Source organism: Ruegeria sp. AP7, assembly GCF_056539905.1.
This window is the reverse complement of the sequence record NZ_JBQFVT010000002.1, coordinates 337,192-352,374: the sequence shown is the minus strand read 5'-3', so window position 1 is coordinate 352,374 and position 15,183 is coordinate 337,192. Positions and strand designations below refer to the sequence as shown.

General features: G+C 54.6%; 18 protein-coding genes. 14 read left to right on the top strand and 4 right to left on the bottom strand.

What is annotated here, in order from left to right; translation table 11 throughout:
* Positions 1-2 precede the first annotated feature (2 nt).
* Entirely contained in the window at positions 3-650 is a 648-nt protein-coding gene (locus tag ACR0KN_RS06620; RefSeq protein WP_480566314.1) for a GntR family transcriptional regulator, read from the bottom strand.
* 130 nt (positions 651-780) lie between these two features.
* Between ACR0KN_RS06620 and ACR0KN_RS06615 the strand changes: the two genes are divergently transcribed.
* The 13 genes from ACR0KN_RS06615 (at position 781) to ACR0KN_RS06555 (ending at position 11,494) form a co-directional block, all read left to right on the top strand.
* Positions 781-1,650 (top strand): SMP-30/gluconolactonase/LRE family protein, encoded by an 870-nt coding sequence (locus tag ACR0KN_RS06615; protein ID WP_480652305.1) that lies wholly within the window; start codon positions 781-783, stop codon positions 1,648-1,650.
* A gap of 26 nt (positions 1,651-1,676) precedes the next feature.
* The gene (locus tag ACR0KN_RS06610; protein WP_010437249.1) at positions 1,677-2,711 is read left to right on the top strand and encodes a sugar ABC transporter substrate-binding protein; all 1,035 of its coding nucleotides are present in this window, start codon (positions 1,677-1,679) and stop codon (positions 2,709-2,711) included.
* An 84-nt stretch (positions 2,712-2,795) separates the two neighbouring features.
* Positions 2,796-4,319: a sugar ABC transporter ATP-binding protein gene (locus ACR0KN_RS06605; protein WP_480652303.1), complete on the top strand. Its 1,524-nt coding sequence runs from the start codon at positions 2,796-2,798 to the stop codon at positions 4,317-4,319.
* On the top strand, positions 4,316-5,317 hold the full coding sequence (locus ACR0KN_RS06600; protein WP_480652301.1) for an ABC transporter permease: 1,002 nt from the start codon (positions 4,316-4,318) through the stop codon (positions 5,315-5,317). Before ACR0KN_RS06605 ends, ACR0KN_RS06600 begins: the two co-directional genes overlap by 4 nt.
* A gap of 1 nt (position 5,318) precedes the next feature.
* Positions 5,319-6,107, top strand: coding sequence for an SDR family NAD(P)-dependent oxidoreductase (locus ACR0KN_RS06595; protein WP_010437253.1), 789 nt, complete (start codon positions 5,319-5,321; stop codon positions 6,105-6,107).
* A gap of 22 nt (positions 6,108-6,129) precedes the next feature.
* Positions 6,130-6,624, top strand: coding sequence for a lactoylglutathione lyase family protein (locus ACR0KN_RS06590; RefSeq protein ID WP_010437254.1), 495 nt, complete (start codon positions 6,130-6,132; stop codon positions 6,622-6,624).
* A complete protein-coding gene (locus ACR0KN_RS06585) occupies positions 6,617-7,648 on the top strand; it encodes a C-terminal binding protein (protein WP_480652298.1) in 1,032 nt (343 codons plus the stop codon). Before ACR0KN_RS06590 ends, ACR0KN_RS06585 begins: the two co-directional genes overlap by 8 nt.
* Before the next feature lie 12 nt (positions 7,649-7,660).
* Positions 7,661-8,350, top strand: coding sequence for an RraA family protein (locus ACR0KN_RS06580; protein WP_108861947.1), 690 nt, complete (start codon positions 7,661-7,663; stop codon positions 8,348-8,350).
* A complete protein-coding gene (locus tag ACR0KN_RS06575; protein WP_480652296.1) occupies positions 8,331-9,251 on the top strand; it encodes a 2-dehydro-3-deoxygalactonokinase in 921 nt (306 codons plus the stop codon). The genes ACR0KN_RS06580 and ACR0KN_RS06575 overlap by 20 nt, the downstream gene beginning before the upstream one ends.
* Complete coding sequence (locus ACR0KN_RS06570) at positions 9,248-9,874, top strand: 2-dehydro-3-deoxy-6-phosphogalactonate aldolase (protein WP_480652294.1); 627 nt, start codon at positions 9,248-9,250, stop codon at positions 9,872-9,874. Before ACR0KN_RS06575 ends, ACR0KN_RS06570 begins: the two co-directional genes overlap by 4 nt.
* A complete protein-coding gene (locus ACR0KN_RS06565; protein ID WP_170456438.1) occupies positions 9,871-10,572 on the top strand; it encodes an SDR family oxidoreductase in 702 nt (233 codons plus the stop codon). The genes ACR0KN_RS06570 and ACR0KN_RS06565 overlap by 4 nt, the downstream gene beginning before the upstream one ends.
* Positions 10,573-10,581: 9 nt before the next feature.
* The gene (locus ACR0KN_RS06560) at positions 10,582-11,100 is read left to right on the top strand and encodes a 2,4'-dihydroxyacetophenone dioxygenase family protein (RefSeq protein WP_010437260.1); all 519 of its coding nucleotides are present in this window, start codon (positions 10,582-10,584) and stop codon (positions 11,098-11,100) included.
* Positions 11,081-11,494, top strand: a complete 414-nt coding sequence (locus ACR0KN_RS06555; RefSeq protein ID WP_170663087.1) for a methylglyoxal synthase — start codon at positions 11,081-11,083, stop codon at positions 11,492-11,494. The genes ACR0KN_RS06560 and ACR0KN_RS06555 overlap by 20 nt, the downstream gene beginning before the upstream one ends.
* Before the next feature lie 24 nt (positions 11,495-11,518).
* Here the strand turns inward: ACR0KN_RS06555 and ACR0KN_RS06550 are convergent, their stop codons facing one another.
* From ACR0KN_RS06550 to ACR0KN_RS06540, 3 genes are all read right to left on the bottom strand, one after another.
* Positions 11,519-12,610: an alpha-hydroxy acid oxidase gene (locus ACR0KN_RS06550; RefSeq protein ID WP_480652292.1), complete on the bottom strand. Its 1,092-nt coding sequence runs from the start codon at positions 12,608-12,610 to the stop codon at positions 11,519-11,521.
* Positions 12,525-13,127, bottom strand: coding sequence for a hypothetical protein (locus tag ACR0KN_RS06545; protein ID WP_480652290.1), 603 nt, complete (start codon positions 13,125-13,127; stop codon positions 12,525-12,527). The genes ACR0KN_RS06550 and ACR0KN_RS06545 overlap by 86 nt, the downstream gene beginning before the upstream one ends.
* Before the next feature lie 153 nt (positions 13,128-13,280).
* Positions 13,281-13,490: an adenylate/guanylate cyclase domain-containing protein gene (locus ACR0KN_RS06540; protein ID WP_480652288.1), complete on the bottom strand. Its 210-nt coding sequence runs from the start codon at positions 13,488-13,490 to the stop codon at positions 13,281-13,283.
* A gap of 660 nt (positions 13,491-14,150) precedes the next feature.
* Here ACR0KN_RS06540 and ACR0KN_RS06535 point away from each other — a divergent pair.
* Complete coding sequence (locus ACR0KN_RS06535) at positions 14,151-14,510, top strand: group I truncated hemoglobin (protein WP_480652286.1); 360 nt, start codon at positions 14,151-14,153, stop codon at positions 14,508-14,510.
* The last annotated feature ends 673 nt before the right edge of the window (positions 14,511-15,183 follow it).

Here is a 15,183-nt window from a genome sequence, read left to right as displayed (position 1 = left end):
TGCTAGGATGCGGTCGCTCCTTCGAGGACGATGGCGGCGCTTTTGTAGGCTTGTCTGGTGCGGTCAATATGCGCTGTGAGAAGAGATTTGATTTTGGCCATGTCACCTTCGCGAACGGCAATAGCGATTTTCGAATGCTCATCGAAGGAGAGCTCAGTATGCTGTGGCAGCTTCGCCAAATGGGTCCGCAATGCGGCAATCTTACCGATGTAGCGTGTATAGCTGGCCGTCAGATAATCGTTACCGGCATGTTCAAAAATCAACTGATGAAATGTGGTATCCAGTGAAAGGTAGCCCTTTTCGTTACCTCGCCTGCGTTCCTTCTCCATGTCCTTCACGACCCGCTGCATGTCGTCGGCAAGACCTTCCGGGTTCCGCAACAACGCAAGTTCAAAGGCGGCAGTTTCGATAGCCTGTCTGAAATCGCAGATCTGAGTCACTTCCGGCTCAGACAGCGAAAAAACACGTGCGCCTTTTTGAGGCTCGATACTGACCAACCCTTCGTCACGTAGTTGAGCGAGTGCTTCGCGGACTGGCGATTTCGATACGCCCAGCTCTTCGGAGATTTTTCGCTCCGACAAAACCTGACCCATTTTAAGGGAGCCATCGATAATACTATTCCGCAAATGTTCCAGTGCGAGTTCACGCAAAGACTTAGGTCTCTCAAGCGCCATCTGAGGATATCTCCAAAAAAAGGTGTTGCCAGATGCAAGATATCTGATACACCAGATTAGGCAAGCTGGTATATCAGATATCAGAATGTACTTAGGAGATCAAAAAGTGCGCGCAGAGTTGGTCGTCGATTGTAAGAATCAGCACGGGGAAGGGATTTTCTGGAATCCCACCGATGGCCTTATCTGGTGGACCGACATTGAAGGCTGTGCGCTTTGGTCATTTGATGCTGCAACGTCAGAAACTGCCTCTCATGAGATGCCGGAGCGCGTGTGTTGCTTCGCGCCGCGCGCGTCTGGCGGTCTGATCGTTGCTTATGCGGATCGGGTTGTATTGTTCGATTCGCCCAATAGCGAGGAAACCCTCGTGGCGCGATTCGAGCCGAACAATCCGGAGACACGGCTGAACGACGGGCGAACCGATCGCCAGGGGCGATTGATTGTTGGAGGCATGAACGAAGTTTCTGGCAAGGCCGACTCGTCGGTCATCTGCGTCGATACAGATTTGAGTGTACAGACGATCATCGAAGGAGTGTCTTGCGCCAATTCGACTTGCTTTGCGTCCGACGGTGAGACGATGTTCTTCGCGGATACCCCGGATCGGGAAATCGTCGCATTTGATTACGACACCCGTAGTGGAACCGTTTCGAACCGTCGGCAGCACGCTTCTTTCAATGATGAACCTGGCTTGCCTGATGGGTCCTGTGTTGATGCCGAAGGGGGTGTCTGGAACGCAGAATGGGAAGGCCATCGCGTTGTTCGCGTCGCACCTGACGGCACGATAGATCGCGTGATCGAGGTGCCGGTCTGGAAGCCCACCTGTTGCGCTTTTGGTGGCCCTGATCTCGACACGTTGTTCATCACGACCTCAAGGCTGATGAGTGACGAAGCAGCTTTAACAAAAGAACCGGAATCCGGCGGCCTCTTTGCTGTGAAACCCGGCGTTCGTGGCGTGATCGACGCGCCATTCAAAGGATAACCAACGAAATTCTGGAGGAGAAAACTATGTTGAAAACGCTTATGACCACTACGCTTGCCGCGGGGTTCGCCACGCTGGCAACGGTCGCTCTGGCGGAAAATTATCCAACACCGGTTCCACTTGAGGACGGGGCACAAGCGCCAATCGATGCAATAGAACCCAAGAACGATACGTTCCGGATCGCGTATATGCCGCCGGCGACCGAGTTCAACTACTACATCGCCATCGGTGAAGGTATCAAAGCGGTTGCTGCTGAGGCCGGGGTCGAAGTCTTCATGCTTGCGCCCCAGTCCGGTGCGGACATCAACGGCCAGATGGGTATGATCCAGGATGTGCTGACGCAGGATGTGGATGCGATCATCTTTGGTACACACGATGAATTTGCTGCCGCACCACTGCTTAAGCAGGCCGTCGACAAGGGCATGGCAGTTTTGATGATCAACTCGGACATCCCGAACTTCCCGACACCCATTCATGGCGTTGTCGGGTACTCTCAGCGGAACGGTACGCATGCTATCGCTGATTGGGCCATTGAGACTTATGGTGATCAACCGTTGAAAGTAGGCATCATCGAAGGGCAGCCTGGCTATCACTCGACCGAGCGGGTGGGCGGCTTCCTCGACGGTATCGAGGGCAACGAAAACTTCGACGTTGTGGTGTCGATTGACGGTAAATGGAACGTTGAAGGCGGCAACACAGCTGGCATGGATATCCTGCAGTCGAACCCCGATCTCGACATGATCTTTGCGGCGAACGACTACATGATCATCGGGGCATCTTTTGCGGCGAAAGCGCTTGGCCGCAGTGACATCGTCCTTTTGGGCAATGATGGCGACACGTCCGGCCTTGAAGAAATTGCGGCTGGCAACATCACGGCAACCGTCAACACCTCACCATTCCTGATGGGTAAGGCGGCTATGCACGCAACCATTGATGCGCTCAACGGGTCCTATCCTGGCGGCTGGATCGAAACGCCCACATCAATTGAAGACAAAGATGGTGCGATCAGCGTGCTGCAAGAGCCAGAAAAGCTCTTCCCGCAGCCGTCCAAAGAGTACTGAGTTTTCTCCCCGCTTCCCGGTGGCGCGTGCGCGTGTTGCCGGGTCGCAAACCAACCGAGTTTCACTTTTGTCGAGGCAATCGCGATGACACCCGCAACGCCCCTTTGGGAGTTTGTCGATATTACCAAGGCCTATCCTGGGGTTTTGGCGAATGACAAGGTCTGCATCCGGCTTATGCCCGGTTCCATTCATGGGCTGCTGGGTGAAAACGGCTGTGGCAAGTCGACTATGATCAAGACACTGTCCGGCGTGCAGCAACCCGATAGCGGTCAAATCCTGCACAATGGCAAGCCGGTCACGATCAGCGACCCGCAGGTGGCACGTGAACTGGGCGTCGCAACAGTTTTTCAGGAATTCTCTATCGTGCCCACCTTGTCGGTTGGCGAAAACATCTTCCTTGGCAATATGCCTCGGTCCCGCTTTGGCGTGATCGACTGGGCCAAGGTCCACAACGAAGCCGCGCGCGTTTTGGCGGAAATGGATGTCGATGTTTCTCCCGAAACAATCACCGGCTCGCTATCGGTAGGCGAGCAACAACTGGTCGAGATCGCGAAAGCCGTCGCGATGGACGCTCGCATGATCATCCTGGATGAGCCGACGGCGGCATTGGGTGAAGATGAAATTGAACGCCTGCACCAGTTACTGCGCAATATGCGTGAACGCGGAACCGCTATTCTCTATGTGTCGCACAGGCTGGATGAGGTTGAACGGATCGTTGATGAAGTGACGATCTTGCGCAACGGCTGTGTTGTGCGAGCGAGTGGCGAGACCAAGATCAACGTCTCTGAGATTGTCAGCGCAATGGTCGGTGAGGACATTGGTGAGCACTATCCCAAGGAGCAGAACGCGACCAAGGATGTTGTGCTGGAAGCGGCAGGTCTGAGCACCAATTCGGGCGTGAAAGATGTATCGTTTTCGTTGCACCAGGGTGAAGTTCTGGGCTTGGGTGGCGTATTGGGCAGTGGCCGCACAGAGATTGCCCGCGCCCTGTTCGGGACAGATGAGCTAACCGCCGGGCAGATATCACTGAACGGCAAACCGGTTCGCTTTCGTCGGGAAATTGATGCGATCCGTGCTGGATTGGCCCTTGTTCCAGAGAATCGAAAGTTTGACGGGTTGTTCTTCAATTTCCGCGCAAGCGGGAACGTCACCGCAGCGTCCCTTGGCGGGCTAAGCCGGTTCGGCGTGTTGAATCTTAAGGCGGAAGAGCAAGCCACCCATGACCTGATCCGCGATCTGGAAATATCGACCCAGGCCGAGGAAAAGACGGTCAACTTCTTGTCTGGTGGTAATCAGCAGAAGATCGTGATTGCCCGTTGGCTGTTCTCAGCCTCTGACATCCTGATCCTTGATGAACCGACGCAAGGGATCGATATCGGCGCCAAGATCGCTGTTTATAAGTTGATTAACAGGCTCACGCGGGCGGGAAAATCGATCATTCTAATCAGTTCAGACCATGATGAGTTGCTTGCGATGAGCGATCGGATTGCCGTCGTGCAGCACGGAACAATAGTTCGCACGGTCGATGCATCCGACCTTACTCATGACGACCTTGTGCGCGCGTCCGCCGACACTCCTCAATCCAAGGCTAAGGAGGCTTTCGCATGAAGCGGATTTTTGACACCCAGTTGATCGGACCATTTGCAGCAATGGTGATCGTCGCACTGATCGTGGCACTTACGACGGAACGCTTCCTGAACCCGGGTAACCTTTCAAACCTGTCCCTACAGGTAAGCATCGTGGCCTTGATCGCAATCGGATCTACTATCGTGATCTTCGCTGCGGGTATCGATCTGAGTTCCGGGTCTATGGTGGCTTTGCTGACCATGATCCTTGCGCAGATGTTGAAATTTGATGGCATTCCACTGGTACTGGCATTGCCACTCATTCTTCTCATGGGCGGATTGCTTGGTCTGTTCATTGGGCTGATAACAGCCTACGGGCGTATCCCGTCTTTCATCACAACATTGGCAGCGTTGATTGCCTTCAGGGGCCTTGCCCTGACCTTCAACAATGGATCGCCGATCTTTTCGCTGGATCCGGCGCTGGAGCCAATATTTTACGGCAAGCTGTTCGGCGTTCCGATGCCTTTCTTCTACCTCGTGTTCTTCTACGTCCTTGCCGCGTTCACTATGAACTTCACGAAACTCGGCCGTGAGATCTATGCCGTGGGTGGCAACCCAGCCGCTGCCGTTCTGACGGGTATCAACGTACGTAAAGTTCAGACGACGACATTTGTCATCGCAGGTTTCATGACTGCGGTTGGTGCGATCCTGATGTCAGCGCGCCTCAACTCTGGTTCGCCCAACTATGGCCAGACGCTGGAACTGCAGGCCATTGCCGCTGCTGTTGTCGGCGGAGCCAGCCTTGCAGGCGGTCGTGGCAACATCCTCGCCACGCTGATGGGGGCGATGACAATCGTTATCGTCCAGAATGGTTTGAACCTGAACGCTGCGCCATCTTCGGTTCAGAACATCGTGCTGGGCCTGATCATTCTGTTGGCCGTCGGTATAGACATGTGGCGCGCGGAAATTTCGGGCTTGATGGGTCGAATGTTCGGTCGCCCTTCATCGCAGCAGTCATCTAACGTAAAGAAGGAGGCCTGAGATGGATCTGGGGCTCAAAGATAAGCTGGTTCTGGTGACTGGCTCAGGTTCCGGCATCGGCAAAGCCACTGCCCGGGTCTATCTTGAAGAAGGCGCGCGGGTCATCGTGCATGGCCTGACCCAGACGGAAGTGTCCGACTGCGTCGACGACCTGTCATCTCTGGGCAAGGTCGAAGGCATTGCGGCCGACCTGACCAAGACCTCAGATGCAGAAACACTGGCGGATTTTGCCCGCGCGCGCGGGGCGGTGGATGTTCTTGTGAATAATGTCGGCATCTTCTCGGTCAAACCGTTCGAGGATCTCACGGATGACGACTGGATGCATTACTTCAACATCAATGTCCTGTCCGCCGTTCGGATGAGCCGAATTTTCCTGCCTGACATGCTTGGCCGGGATAAGGGATCTATCATCAACATGGCCAGCGAAGCGGCAGTGAAACCGCTCCCTCAGATGGTGCATTATTCTGTCACTAAAACTGCCATGTTAGGTCTGACACGCGGCATGGCAGAACTGACAAAGGGCACGAAAGTCCGGGTTAACTCGATCCTGCCTGGTCCGACCTGGACCGAAGGTGTCGAAGCCTATTTTGACGGTCTCGCGGATCAAAAGGGTGAGCCGCTCGATACGATCGTCGACAATTACTTCAAATCAGATGAGCCCACATCGCTCATACAACGCTTTGTCCAACCAGACGAAGTCGCCCGCATGATCGTCACGATCTCAGCAAGCACGGCCTCCAATGGTTCTGCGCACCGGATCGAAGGCGGCATCGTTCGCAACATTCTTTAACTTCTAACTGGAGGAGCCCTACATGGCCGCTCTCACTTTCTCTCACATCGGCATCACAGTTCCCGACCTGGAAAAAGCCGTGGAGTTTTATTCCAAGGCATTCGGCCTCTACGTGCTGATGGAACCAACTGAAATCCTGCATGACGAAAGCGCCATCGGTCAGATGTGCGACGATGTATTTGGGGAAGGTTGGGGAAGCTTCCGCATCGCGCATTTGTCGATGGGCGACGGTGTTGGCATCGAATTGTTTGAGTTCCCGAAGACCGTCGAAGAAGAACGCCCGTTTGAATATTGGCGGCGTGGCTTGTTTCATTTCTGCGTACAGGACGAGGATCTGGAAGGCCGCGTCAAGGTTATCGAAGACCTGGGCGGGCGCCAGCGCATGAGCCAAGTGCGCAAGTATTACCCAGGTGAAAAGCCCTATCGCATGGTCTATATGGAAGACCCTTTTGGCAACATTTTCGAGCTCTACAGCCACTCGTACGAATTGACCTATTCGGCGGGTGCTTATGACTGATCGCGCCGCCTATCCCCCCAGAACGGACAAACCCAAGGTCGTGATCACCGATTACGACTTTGGTGATGTTGCCGTTGAGACGGAAATCCTGGAAGCCGCAGGAGCCGAGGTGATCGCGCTTCAGGCCAAGCGTCAGGAAGACCTGTTCGATGTCGCGCCGCATTGCGCAGCGATGATGAACCAATATGCCCGGATCGGGAAAGAAACGATCACGCGGATGCGAAACTGCGAGGTCATCGCGCGCTATGGCGTAGGCGTGGATATCGTGGATGTCGGCACGGCGACGGAAAAAGGTATCCTCGTCACCAATGTGCAAAACTATTGCACCGAGGAGGTCGCCGATCATGCGATTGCCCTTTGGCTGACCCTGGCGCGCAAGTTGCCTGACTATGATCGGGCCACTCATGCAGGGATCTGGAAATGGCAAAGCGGGCAGCCGGTCTACCGTTTGCGCGGGCGGACGATGGGTGTCGTCTCGCTGGGTAAAATCGGGCAAGCCATCGTGGCGCGGGCGCAATCTTTCGGGGTTACGGTCATCGCCTACGACCCGTATTTGCCAAGAGAAGTCGCGGCAAAGATTGGGGTCGAGCTGGTGAGCAAGCCCGAATTGCTGGCAAGGTCCGACTATATCCTGATGCAGGCACCGATGACGCCGAACACGCATCACTTTTTGTCGGATGCCGAATTCTCGGTCATGAAACCCGGTGCGATACTCGTGAACACCGGACGCGGACCAACGGTCGACAACAAAGCCCTATTCCGGGCGCTGACCGAAGGCCATCTGGCCGCTGCAGGGCTCGACGACCCCGAAGAAGAGCCGGCCAAGCGCGCCAACTGGACGCCTGATGACAACCCGTTGTTCACACTGCCCAACGTCCTCGTAACGCCACATGCGGCCTACTATTCCGAGGAATCCATACACGCAGCGCGGGTCACCGCGGCCACTCAGGTGGCCAAGGTCCTGACAGGGCAAAACCCCGACTATACCGTCAATGCCGACGCATTGGCCGTATCTACCGCATAACAGGAGACAAGAATGCCAGACGTCAGCACGGACCTCAGGGTTTTCAATGATTTTGAAAGAAACCCGGAACTTCTCAAAAAATTCGACAAGGTGTTGGAGGCGTACTCTGCCGCTGCCATTTTTGCGGATGTGCAGTACCGAACAGGCGTGATGGACAGCGCCATCAAACCCGCCTTCCGCGCCAAGGTGACAGGCCAGGCCGTGACGGTTCAGCTTTCAAAAGGCGACCTGGTCGACCCATTGCGAGCGCTTGAAATGGGACAACCCGGGGACGTGATCGTTGTGGACGCAGGTGGAGATCGTCAAACGTCGGTCTGCGGCGGTTTGATGGGTGGTCTGGCCAAGAACCGTGGCATTCGCGGTATGATCGTCGATGGCACCGGGCGCGACACAGATGAGTTGGAAGACATCAACTGGCCAATCTGGACGCGCGCGATCACGCCGCGCGGAACGCACACGATGTTCTCGGAACGTAAAGAAGAACTTTCGATTAATGTGCCCATTGCCTGTGGGGGCGTCGTGGTAAACCCCGGAGATTTCATTGTAGCTGATCTTATGGGCGTCGTCGTGGTTCCACAGGAAATTGCCGAAGAAACCGTGCGCCTTGCTCAAGAGCAAGCTGACCGTGAGGAGGAAACCCGTAAATGGGTGGCCCAAGGCAAAACCGTTGAGGATCTGCTAAATGAATTCGGTCGCATCTGAGCCGGCGCTGATCGGCGTAGATTGGGGCACGTCATCGTTCCGTGCATTTCTAATCGGTGCGGAGGGCGAGGTGATCGATGGGGTCTCGTCGCCTGAAGGCATCATGCAGGTTGCGGGGCAAACCTTTGACGCGGTCCTTGATCGTCTCATCGGCCCTTGGGTTGCCAAGGCTAACCTGCCGATCCTGGCATCTGGCATGATCACCAGCCGCAATGGCTGGGTAGAAACGCAATATGCCGAAATACCGCTGGGTGCTGGCGGTCTTGCGCGAGCATTGGTCCCGCACGAAGCGGCCAACGGAGCGCGTATTCATTTTGTGACGGGTGCTTCGACAGAACATTCTGGAGGACCGGACGTAATGCGTGGCGAGGAGACCCAGATCATCGGGGCATCTTCGCTAGGCTTGAGCGAAGGTATGTTCGTGATGCCGGGAACGCACAGCAAATGGGTTCAGGTTGCGGATGGGAAGATCGTGGATTTCTCAACCTACATGACAGGTGAGATCTTTTCGGCGCTGAAAGAACACACGATCCTTGGCACATTGATGAAGGAGGACGCCTTCAGCGAAGACGCATTCGTGATGGGCGTGAAGGCGGGCCTCAGTGGTGAGTCGAACCTGCTGCACAGCCTGTTTCATGTCCGGACGCTTCCTCTCATGGGCAAAATCCCAAAGGTTGCCACGGCCGACTACTTGTCGAGCTTGTTGATCGGGACCGAGGTTGCTGCCGCGACCGGCGAAGTAAAAGACGTCGGCACGATCACTGTTGTTGGACGCAGCGACTTGTCCGACCGATACGAAATAGCGCTTCGAACTGCTGGTTTCGACAGCCGTCGCGCGCCAGATGATATCGTTGCGAAAGGGCATTTTCTGATTGCTCGCGCTGCGGGGTTGGTTGGATGATTGACCTCACCGCAGCTCTTGCCGAGAACCCGCTGATTGCGATTTTGCGGGGGCTAGCACCAGAAAATGCGCGCCCGGTGTCTGACGTACTCTTCGATGCCGGGTTTCGGATAATCGAAGTGCCACTCAACTCACCGGACCCGCTGGAATCGATTACGCAGATCGTTGCGAAACATGGCGCTCAGACCATCGTCGGCGCTGGCACCGTGTTGACTGTGGATCAGGTCGCGGCGGTTGCTGATGCAGGCGGGCGGATCATCGTGTCGCCCAATATGAATCCGGATGTCGGGCGCGCGGCTGTCGCTCGGGATCTTTATTGGTGTCCAGGAGTCATGACCCCCTCCGAGGCCTTTACGGCGTTGGATATCGGAGCATCGGTCCTCAAATTCTTTCCGGCGGAAATGGTGCCGCCAGCTGCCATTTCTGCCATGCGCGCCGTATTGCCTGCAGACGCAGTCGTCGCTGCGGTAGGGGGCATAACGCCGGATACGATGGCGCCGTATCATGCCGCGGGTGTAGATGGATATGGGCTGGGATCCGCACTGTTCAAACCGAGCTATACATTGGATGATATCGGCAGGCGCGCGCGCGCCTTCACCAGTGTATTGGAGGAACTTGGATGAAACAGGCCCTTGTAACGGGCGGAACGCGAGGGATTGGTGCGGGTGTTGCACGGTCGTTGGCAGACGCAGGTTGGTCCGTCATTGCCGCATCCGCCTCCCAATCCGAATTGGATGCATTCGAGCCTCAGGACGGGTTAAAGGTGCAGCTCTTGGATGTCACCGACCAGACGTCCATCAATGATGTATTCGGCGAACTCACGGGTCTCGATGCCTTGGTGAACTGCGCAGGTATTCTTTTGCGTGGCGAAGAATATGACATCGACGTCTTCGCCAAGGTGCTCGATGTGAATCTGACAGGCACCATGCGCTGCTGTCTTGCCGCGCATCCATTGTTGGCTGAAGCGAGTGGGGCCATCGTCAACACCGCCTCTATGCTCAGTACCTTTGGTGGGCCTTTGGTTCCGGCGTATTCCGCTTCTAAGGGCGGCGTGGCACAGTTGACCAAGGCGCTCGCAGGTCGCTGGGCCGAAGACGGTATCCGGGTCAATGCCATCGCGCCGGGTTGGATTGAGACAGAGATGACCCAGGGCCTTCGGGAAGACCCTGAAAGAACAGCGGGGATCATGGCGCGTACGCCTATGAAACGCTGGGGGAAACCCGAAGAAGTCGGTGCGCTTGTGCAATGGCTTTTGAGTGAAAACGCCAGCTTTGTGACCGGATCAATCTATCCGGTCGATGGCGGCTATCTCGCTATGTGAGGAAAATCAATGAATGACGATGACACCGCCCGAATGCCATATCAGTTGCCGTTTCCCAAGGATGCGCAAGACGAGATCGTGATCCCGAATGCCATGAGCGAAGACGACAGGCTATGGGTTCCGCAGGCAGAGAACGTCTGGTTCCGACCGCTCTGCTTGAACCGCTCGCAAGGTTATTGGATGAACCTTCTCAAAGTGCGCAAAGCTGGTGTTCTTTCGCGGCACCGCCATCCACAGCCAGTCCACGGTTTTGTCCTGAAAGGGCGCTGGCATTATCTGGAACATGATTGGGTTGCGGAAGAAGGGGGATATGTCTTTGAGCCGCCGGGTGAGACTCATACTTTGGTCGTTCCCGACGATGTCGAAGAGATGGTCACCTATTTCCAGGTCAATGGCGTGATGTGCTATGTTGATCCGTGGGGCAAGGTCACTGGCTACGAAGATGTCTTTACCAAGATTGATCTGTGCCGAAAACATTTCGGGGAAGTCGGTCTTGGAGAAGATTACGTTGAACAATTCATCAGGTGATGCGCCGCGTTTCGCGCTCGTGGCCCATGATGCGCGAAAGGACGAAATCGTTGATTGGGTGGGTCTGCAATTGGCCCGCCTGTCCAGAGTACAAATCTTTTCGACTGGGACCACCGGCAGTCGCATCAAGCAAACCTATCCAGAACTGGATGTGACCTGCCTGAAAAGTGGACCACTCGGAGGCGACCAACAGATCGGCGCTATGATCTGTGAAGAGAAACTGGATGCACTGATTTTCTTTGTCGACCCTCTGTCGCCCATGCCACATGATGTCGACGTTAAGGCTCTGACCCGTCTCGCAACAGTGTATGATCTGCCAATGGCATGTTCGCGCTCAACCGCGGATCTGATCGTCAAGGGGCTGATTGACGAGGGTGACAACGCGCCTGCGTGATACGCCACGCGCCGCAAGCGCCGATCAGCCAGTTCTCAGAAGGTGCTCTGCCAGACCGCCGAGGTTTTCGCTGCCAAGCTGGCTCATGTTGGCCTCAATGTCAGCCTTCAGGATGTGAACGAGATGATCGACCCCTCGTGCTCCGAACGCTGCAACGGCATATTGAAAGGCGCGTCCGACCATGACGAAATCTGCACCTTTCGCCAGTGCGCGCATGATGTCCAATCCCCAGGCCACGCCAGAGTCGTAGATCAGTGGCACATTTGTTCCGACTGCTTCGCGGATGTTCGGGAGTTGGTCAATCACAGCGGGTCCGGCTTCGAATTGACGCCCGGAGTGGTTTGAGACCCAGATGCAATCCACGCCCTCGGCCACCATTTTTTGCGCGTCCTTCGGCCGCAGAACACCCTTGACGATCAGGTGACCCTCCCATTCCTGCCGTAATTCGCGCAGGTAGTCCCAATCTGGAATCCCACGGATCAGAGCGCCTGCATGGGTAAAACTTTCTCGTCCGCGGGTCGGGACGTAATCGTCAAAGAACCGCATACGTGGCATGATGCCCTCGCGAAGATGTGCAAGGCACCAGGCGGGTCGTGACGCCATTTCTGTCAGCGTGCGCAGGTCAGCTTTTGGAGGCACCGTCAGATTGGCGCGGCGTTGTCGTTCGCGCCGACTCTCTTCTGGAACGTCCACCGTGATAATCAGCGTATGAAATCCCGCTGCCTTAATCCTCGGCAGCATGGCGCGACGCAGATCGCCGGAGTTCACCGGGTAATGCTGAAACCATCCGTTTTTTCCAATGTAAGGTGCCACATCTTCCGGTGAAGCAACCGCCACGCTGGACAACGAAAACGGAATATTGTGAGCAACCGCAGCCTTTGCAAGCATCCGCTCTGCTCCTGCCCACATCAGGCCGGACATACCTACCGGTGCTATCCCGAATGGCAGATCGTAAGTTCTACCCATCAATGCAGTATGTAGGTCGGCCTTTGTTCGGCCGCATAGTACACGCGGCATGAATCCGATGGCATCAAGTGCGTCCCGGTTGACCTTCAACCCCAGCTCCCGGCCGGTCGCGCTGTCGAGGTATTCGAAGGCAAACTTCGGAATGCGCATTGCGAGGGTCAATATCCAGTGCTCGCTGTGCCGTGGTCACAACAGCTTCGTATCCCTCGTTACTCGAAAAACCGCCTTCATGGAAAAGCGCCATTGCTCTAAGCGCAAGATCGTAGGAACTGAACTGAATGTTTCGCTCTCTACTGGCCCGTTCAAGCTCGGCCTGAGTAATTTGCGGTGCAATAGCGCCAACCACGCTGCTGGTGATCTCATCCTGCAATTCAAATATATCTTCAACGCTGCGGTCGTAGCGTTCTGCCCAAATGTGCGTGCATGTCTCGCACTCGATTAACTGAGCTGTGATGCGCACACGGTTCGCAGCACGTCGGAGGCTTCCCTCCAACATGTAGCGGACAGAAAGTTCGCGCGCGATATCGTTATGAGTTATCGTTTTATTCTTAAACGAAAAAGATGAGTTTCGCGCGATCACGAATAGTTCGGGAAACCTGGAAAGCTCAGTAATTATGTCTTCGCTGACACCATCACAAAAATACTCCTGCTCCGAGTCAGCTGACATATTCTGAAATGGCAGCACTGCGATCGAAGGTTTGTCGGAAGAGAACTTCCCCGTTAGTGACAGAGTGGATTCAGCTTTGTCAAACGGACTGATCTTGTAGCAGCGCAAAGCTTCGGGAATGTTCTTTAATTCCAGTTCGCCTAAGTCGACAAATTAAAGATCAGTCTTTCCCCGCGCGTGGCGATAGACGTCGTCAGACGCTATTACGCCACCTGGTTCTGCGAGAGCTTCCAGTCGAGAGGCGACATTAATCCCGTAGCCATAAATATCACCCTCGCCAAGGATCACGTCGCCGACGTGAAGACCAATTCGAACGTCAATTCTACTTTTGTTAGGCTCGTCCGCGAAACTTGTCTGATTCAATCATCGGTTGCTGTTTGGCCATGGTCGCGAATCGTACGGTTGTTGACAAGGAAGATACAACCCTAAGACCATCTGCCGCATGCGCTTTGCAAAAGTCAGCTTCAACGATTTCACAAACAATCGTTACTTGAGTAGCGAACAACCGCTTCCCGCCCTTCGTGGCGAATCCCAGTTCTATTCGCGTGCAAAATTCGTCTTGTGTTACCAAAAATGTCACCCAAAGCCAATTTGGAGTGCATGTGAGTGACGCAGAATTCACGCATCTATCTGATTCATCATGGAAGTTTTGGTAGCGGAGGAGGGACTTGAACCCCCGGCACACGGATTATGATTCAGTCCGGCTTGTCCCGCACCGCGCCACAAGCTGCCCCAGTCAACCACATTAACTATTTGGCTTTGTTAGGATTAAGGTGTGCAGGCGGACACATGCTGCCACAACGCGACACACCCATCCACAGGGTTGTCTGTCACCCATACGCTACCCAGTCCCGAAAGCGGACATTGATGCGCAGCATGGCGAATGACCGCTCCGAGCCCAAAGTGTTCATCGATTTTCAAGGTGAGCTACGATCAATTGCGTAGCCAAAATGCAATAGATTTGGTCCCAATTAGAATACCGTGCTAGCGTCTGAGAAACGCCGATAAAAAAAGGGATAGACAATGTCTGCGACACTTTATGATCGTCTGGGAGGGACGGATGGTATTCGGCGAATAGTTGACACGCTGGTGGACAATCACTCCAAAAACCCAGTTGTCTCTGCTCGATTTGCAGGAAGTGATATTAAGCACCTCAAGCAAATGGCGGGAGACTTCTTTATTACTGGTTCTGGTGGACCTGAGATCTATGCAGGCAAGGATATGGCTAGCGCGCATCGGCACATGAACATCAGCGGAGACGAATTTGTCGCAGTATTGGACGACGCTGTGAACGCACTAAAGGCAAACGACGTTGGTCAACGGGAGCAAGAGGAAGTCTTGTATATTCTATATAGCCTCAAAGGGCATGTCGTTAGGATTTGAGTATTGCGTGAACGGAGTGCACACAGAAAAGTGAAAATTCGGTCATCGGATTATTTTTGTGTGGAGCAGGTATCGCCCGAGTCTTGTTGAACGTCCACAGATGGTACCGATTGACAGTGAGGCTGAGAGCTTTTTCTTGGTCTCATTCTTGCTGTCGTACTGCGTATGATCGCGTTGGAAAAAAGTGGTGTGCTATATGGCAAAACTATCTGCAGGAATTTTCTTACTTGCTGTGGCAGTTTCAGCCACTATCGGTGCGGCAGCCACAGGGGTGGAGTGTAGCAACGCCGGAGGGTTAACCGAAATGATAAATGGAGAAGCGGTATGTTCTTTTCCCAGCAGAACTTGCCCAAGTGAATGGAAAACATATCAGTCGCTCAGACAATGGCGCCCCAAAACTTGTGGAGGCTCGCAATGCACGGGCAAAGATGAATGCACCACGAAGCAGGGTTGGTCAACGAATCCACCAATGTGTGTCTATGAGAGCGGTAGAAATTCTGAAGGCGATTGCACCAAGAGAAACAAATGCGAGGCGGACCGAGTTGTTCGGGTAGCCTGCACCAAATGAGTTTGCGGTGTTGCTCCAGCTACGCCAAGAATTCTTGAAAAATTCATTCGTGCATTGTAGGCAGCACAGATGTTCGCCTTGGGCAAGCGTTGCAAGAGTCAAAAA

What these genes read in the sequence shown, in the direction of transcription:
- ACR0KN_RS06610 (WP_010437249.1), top strand. Translation starts at nt 1,677, where the DNA reads ATGTTGAAAACGCTTATGACCACTACGCTTGCCGCGGGGTTCGCCACG.
- ACR0KN_RS06605 (WP_480652303.1), top strand. Translation starts at nt 2,796, where the DNA reads ATGACACCCGCAACGCCCCTTTGGGAGTTTGTCGATATTACCAAGGCC.
- ACR0KN_RS06600 (WP_480652301.1), top strand. Translation starts at nt 4,316, where the DNA reads ATGAAGCGGATTTTTGACACCCAGTTGATCGGACCATTTGCAGCAATG.
- ACR0KN_RS06595 (WP_010437253.1), top strand. Translation starts at nt 5,319, where the DNA reads ATGGATCTGGGGCTCAAAGATAAGCTGGTTCTGGTGACTGGCTCAGGT.
- ACR0KN_RS06590 (WP_010437254.1), top strand. Translation starts at nt 6,130, where the DNA reads ATGGCCGCTCTCACTTTCTCTCACATCGGCATCACAGTTCCCGACCTG.
- ACR0KN_RS06585 (WP_480652298.1), top strand. Translation starts at nt 6,617, where the DNA reads ATGACTGATCGCGCCGCCTATCCCCCCAGAACGGACAAACCCAAGGTC.
- ACR0KN_RS06580 (WP_108861947.1), top strand. Translation starts at nt 7,661, where the DNA reads ATGCCAGACGTCAGCACGGACCTCAGGGTTTTCAATGATTTTGAAAGA.
- ACR0KN_RS06575 (WP_480652296.1), top strand. Translation starts at nt 8,331, where the DNA reads ATGAATTCGGTCGCATCTGAGCCGGCGCTGATCGGCGTAGATTGGGGC.
- ACR0KN_RS06570 (WP_480652294.1), top strand. Translation starts at nt 9,248, where the DNA reads ATGATTGACCTCACCGCAGCTCTTGCCGAGAACCCGCTGATTGCGATT.
- ACR0KN_RS06565 (WP_170456438.1), top strand. Translation starts at nt 9,871, where the DNA reads ATGAAACAGGCCCTTGTAACGGGCGGAACGCGAGGGATTGGTGCGGGT.
- ACR0KN_RS06560 (WP_010437260.1), top strand. Translation starts at nt 10,582, where the DNA reads ATGAATGACGATGACACCGCCCGAATGCCATATCAGTTGCCGTTTCCC.
- ACR0KN_RS06550 (WP_480652292.1), bottom strand. Translation starts at nt 12,610, where the DNA reads ATGCGCATTCCGAAGTTTGCCTTCGAATACCTCGACAGCGCGACCGGC.
- ACR0KN_RS06545 (WP_480652290.1), bottom strand. Translation starts at nt 13,127, where the DNA reads ATGTCAGCTGACTCGGAGCAGGAGTATTTTTGTGATGGTGTCAGCGAA.
- ACR0KN_RS06535 (WP_480652286.1), top strand. Translation starts at nt 14,151, where the DNA reads ATGTCTGCGACACTTTATGATCGTCTGGGAGGGACGGATGGTATTCGG.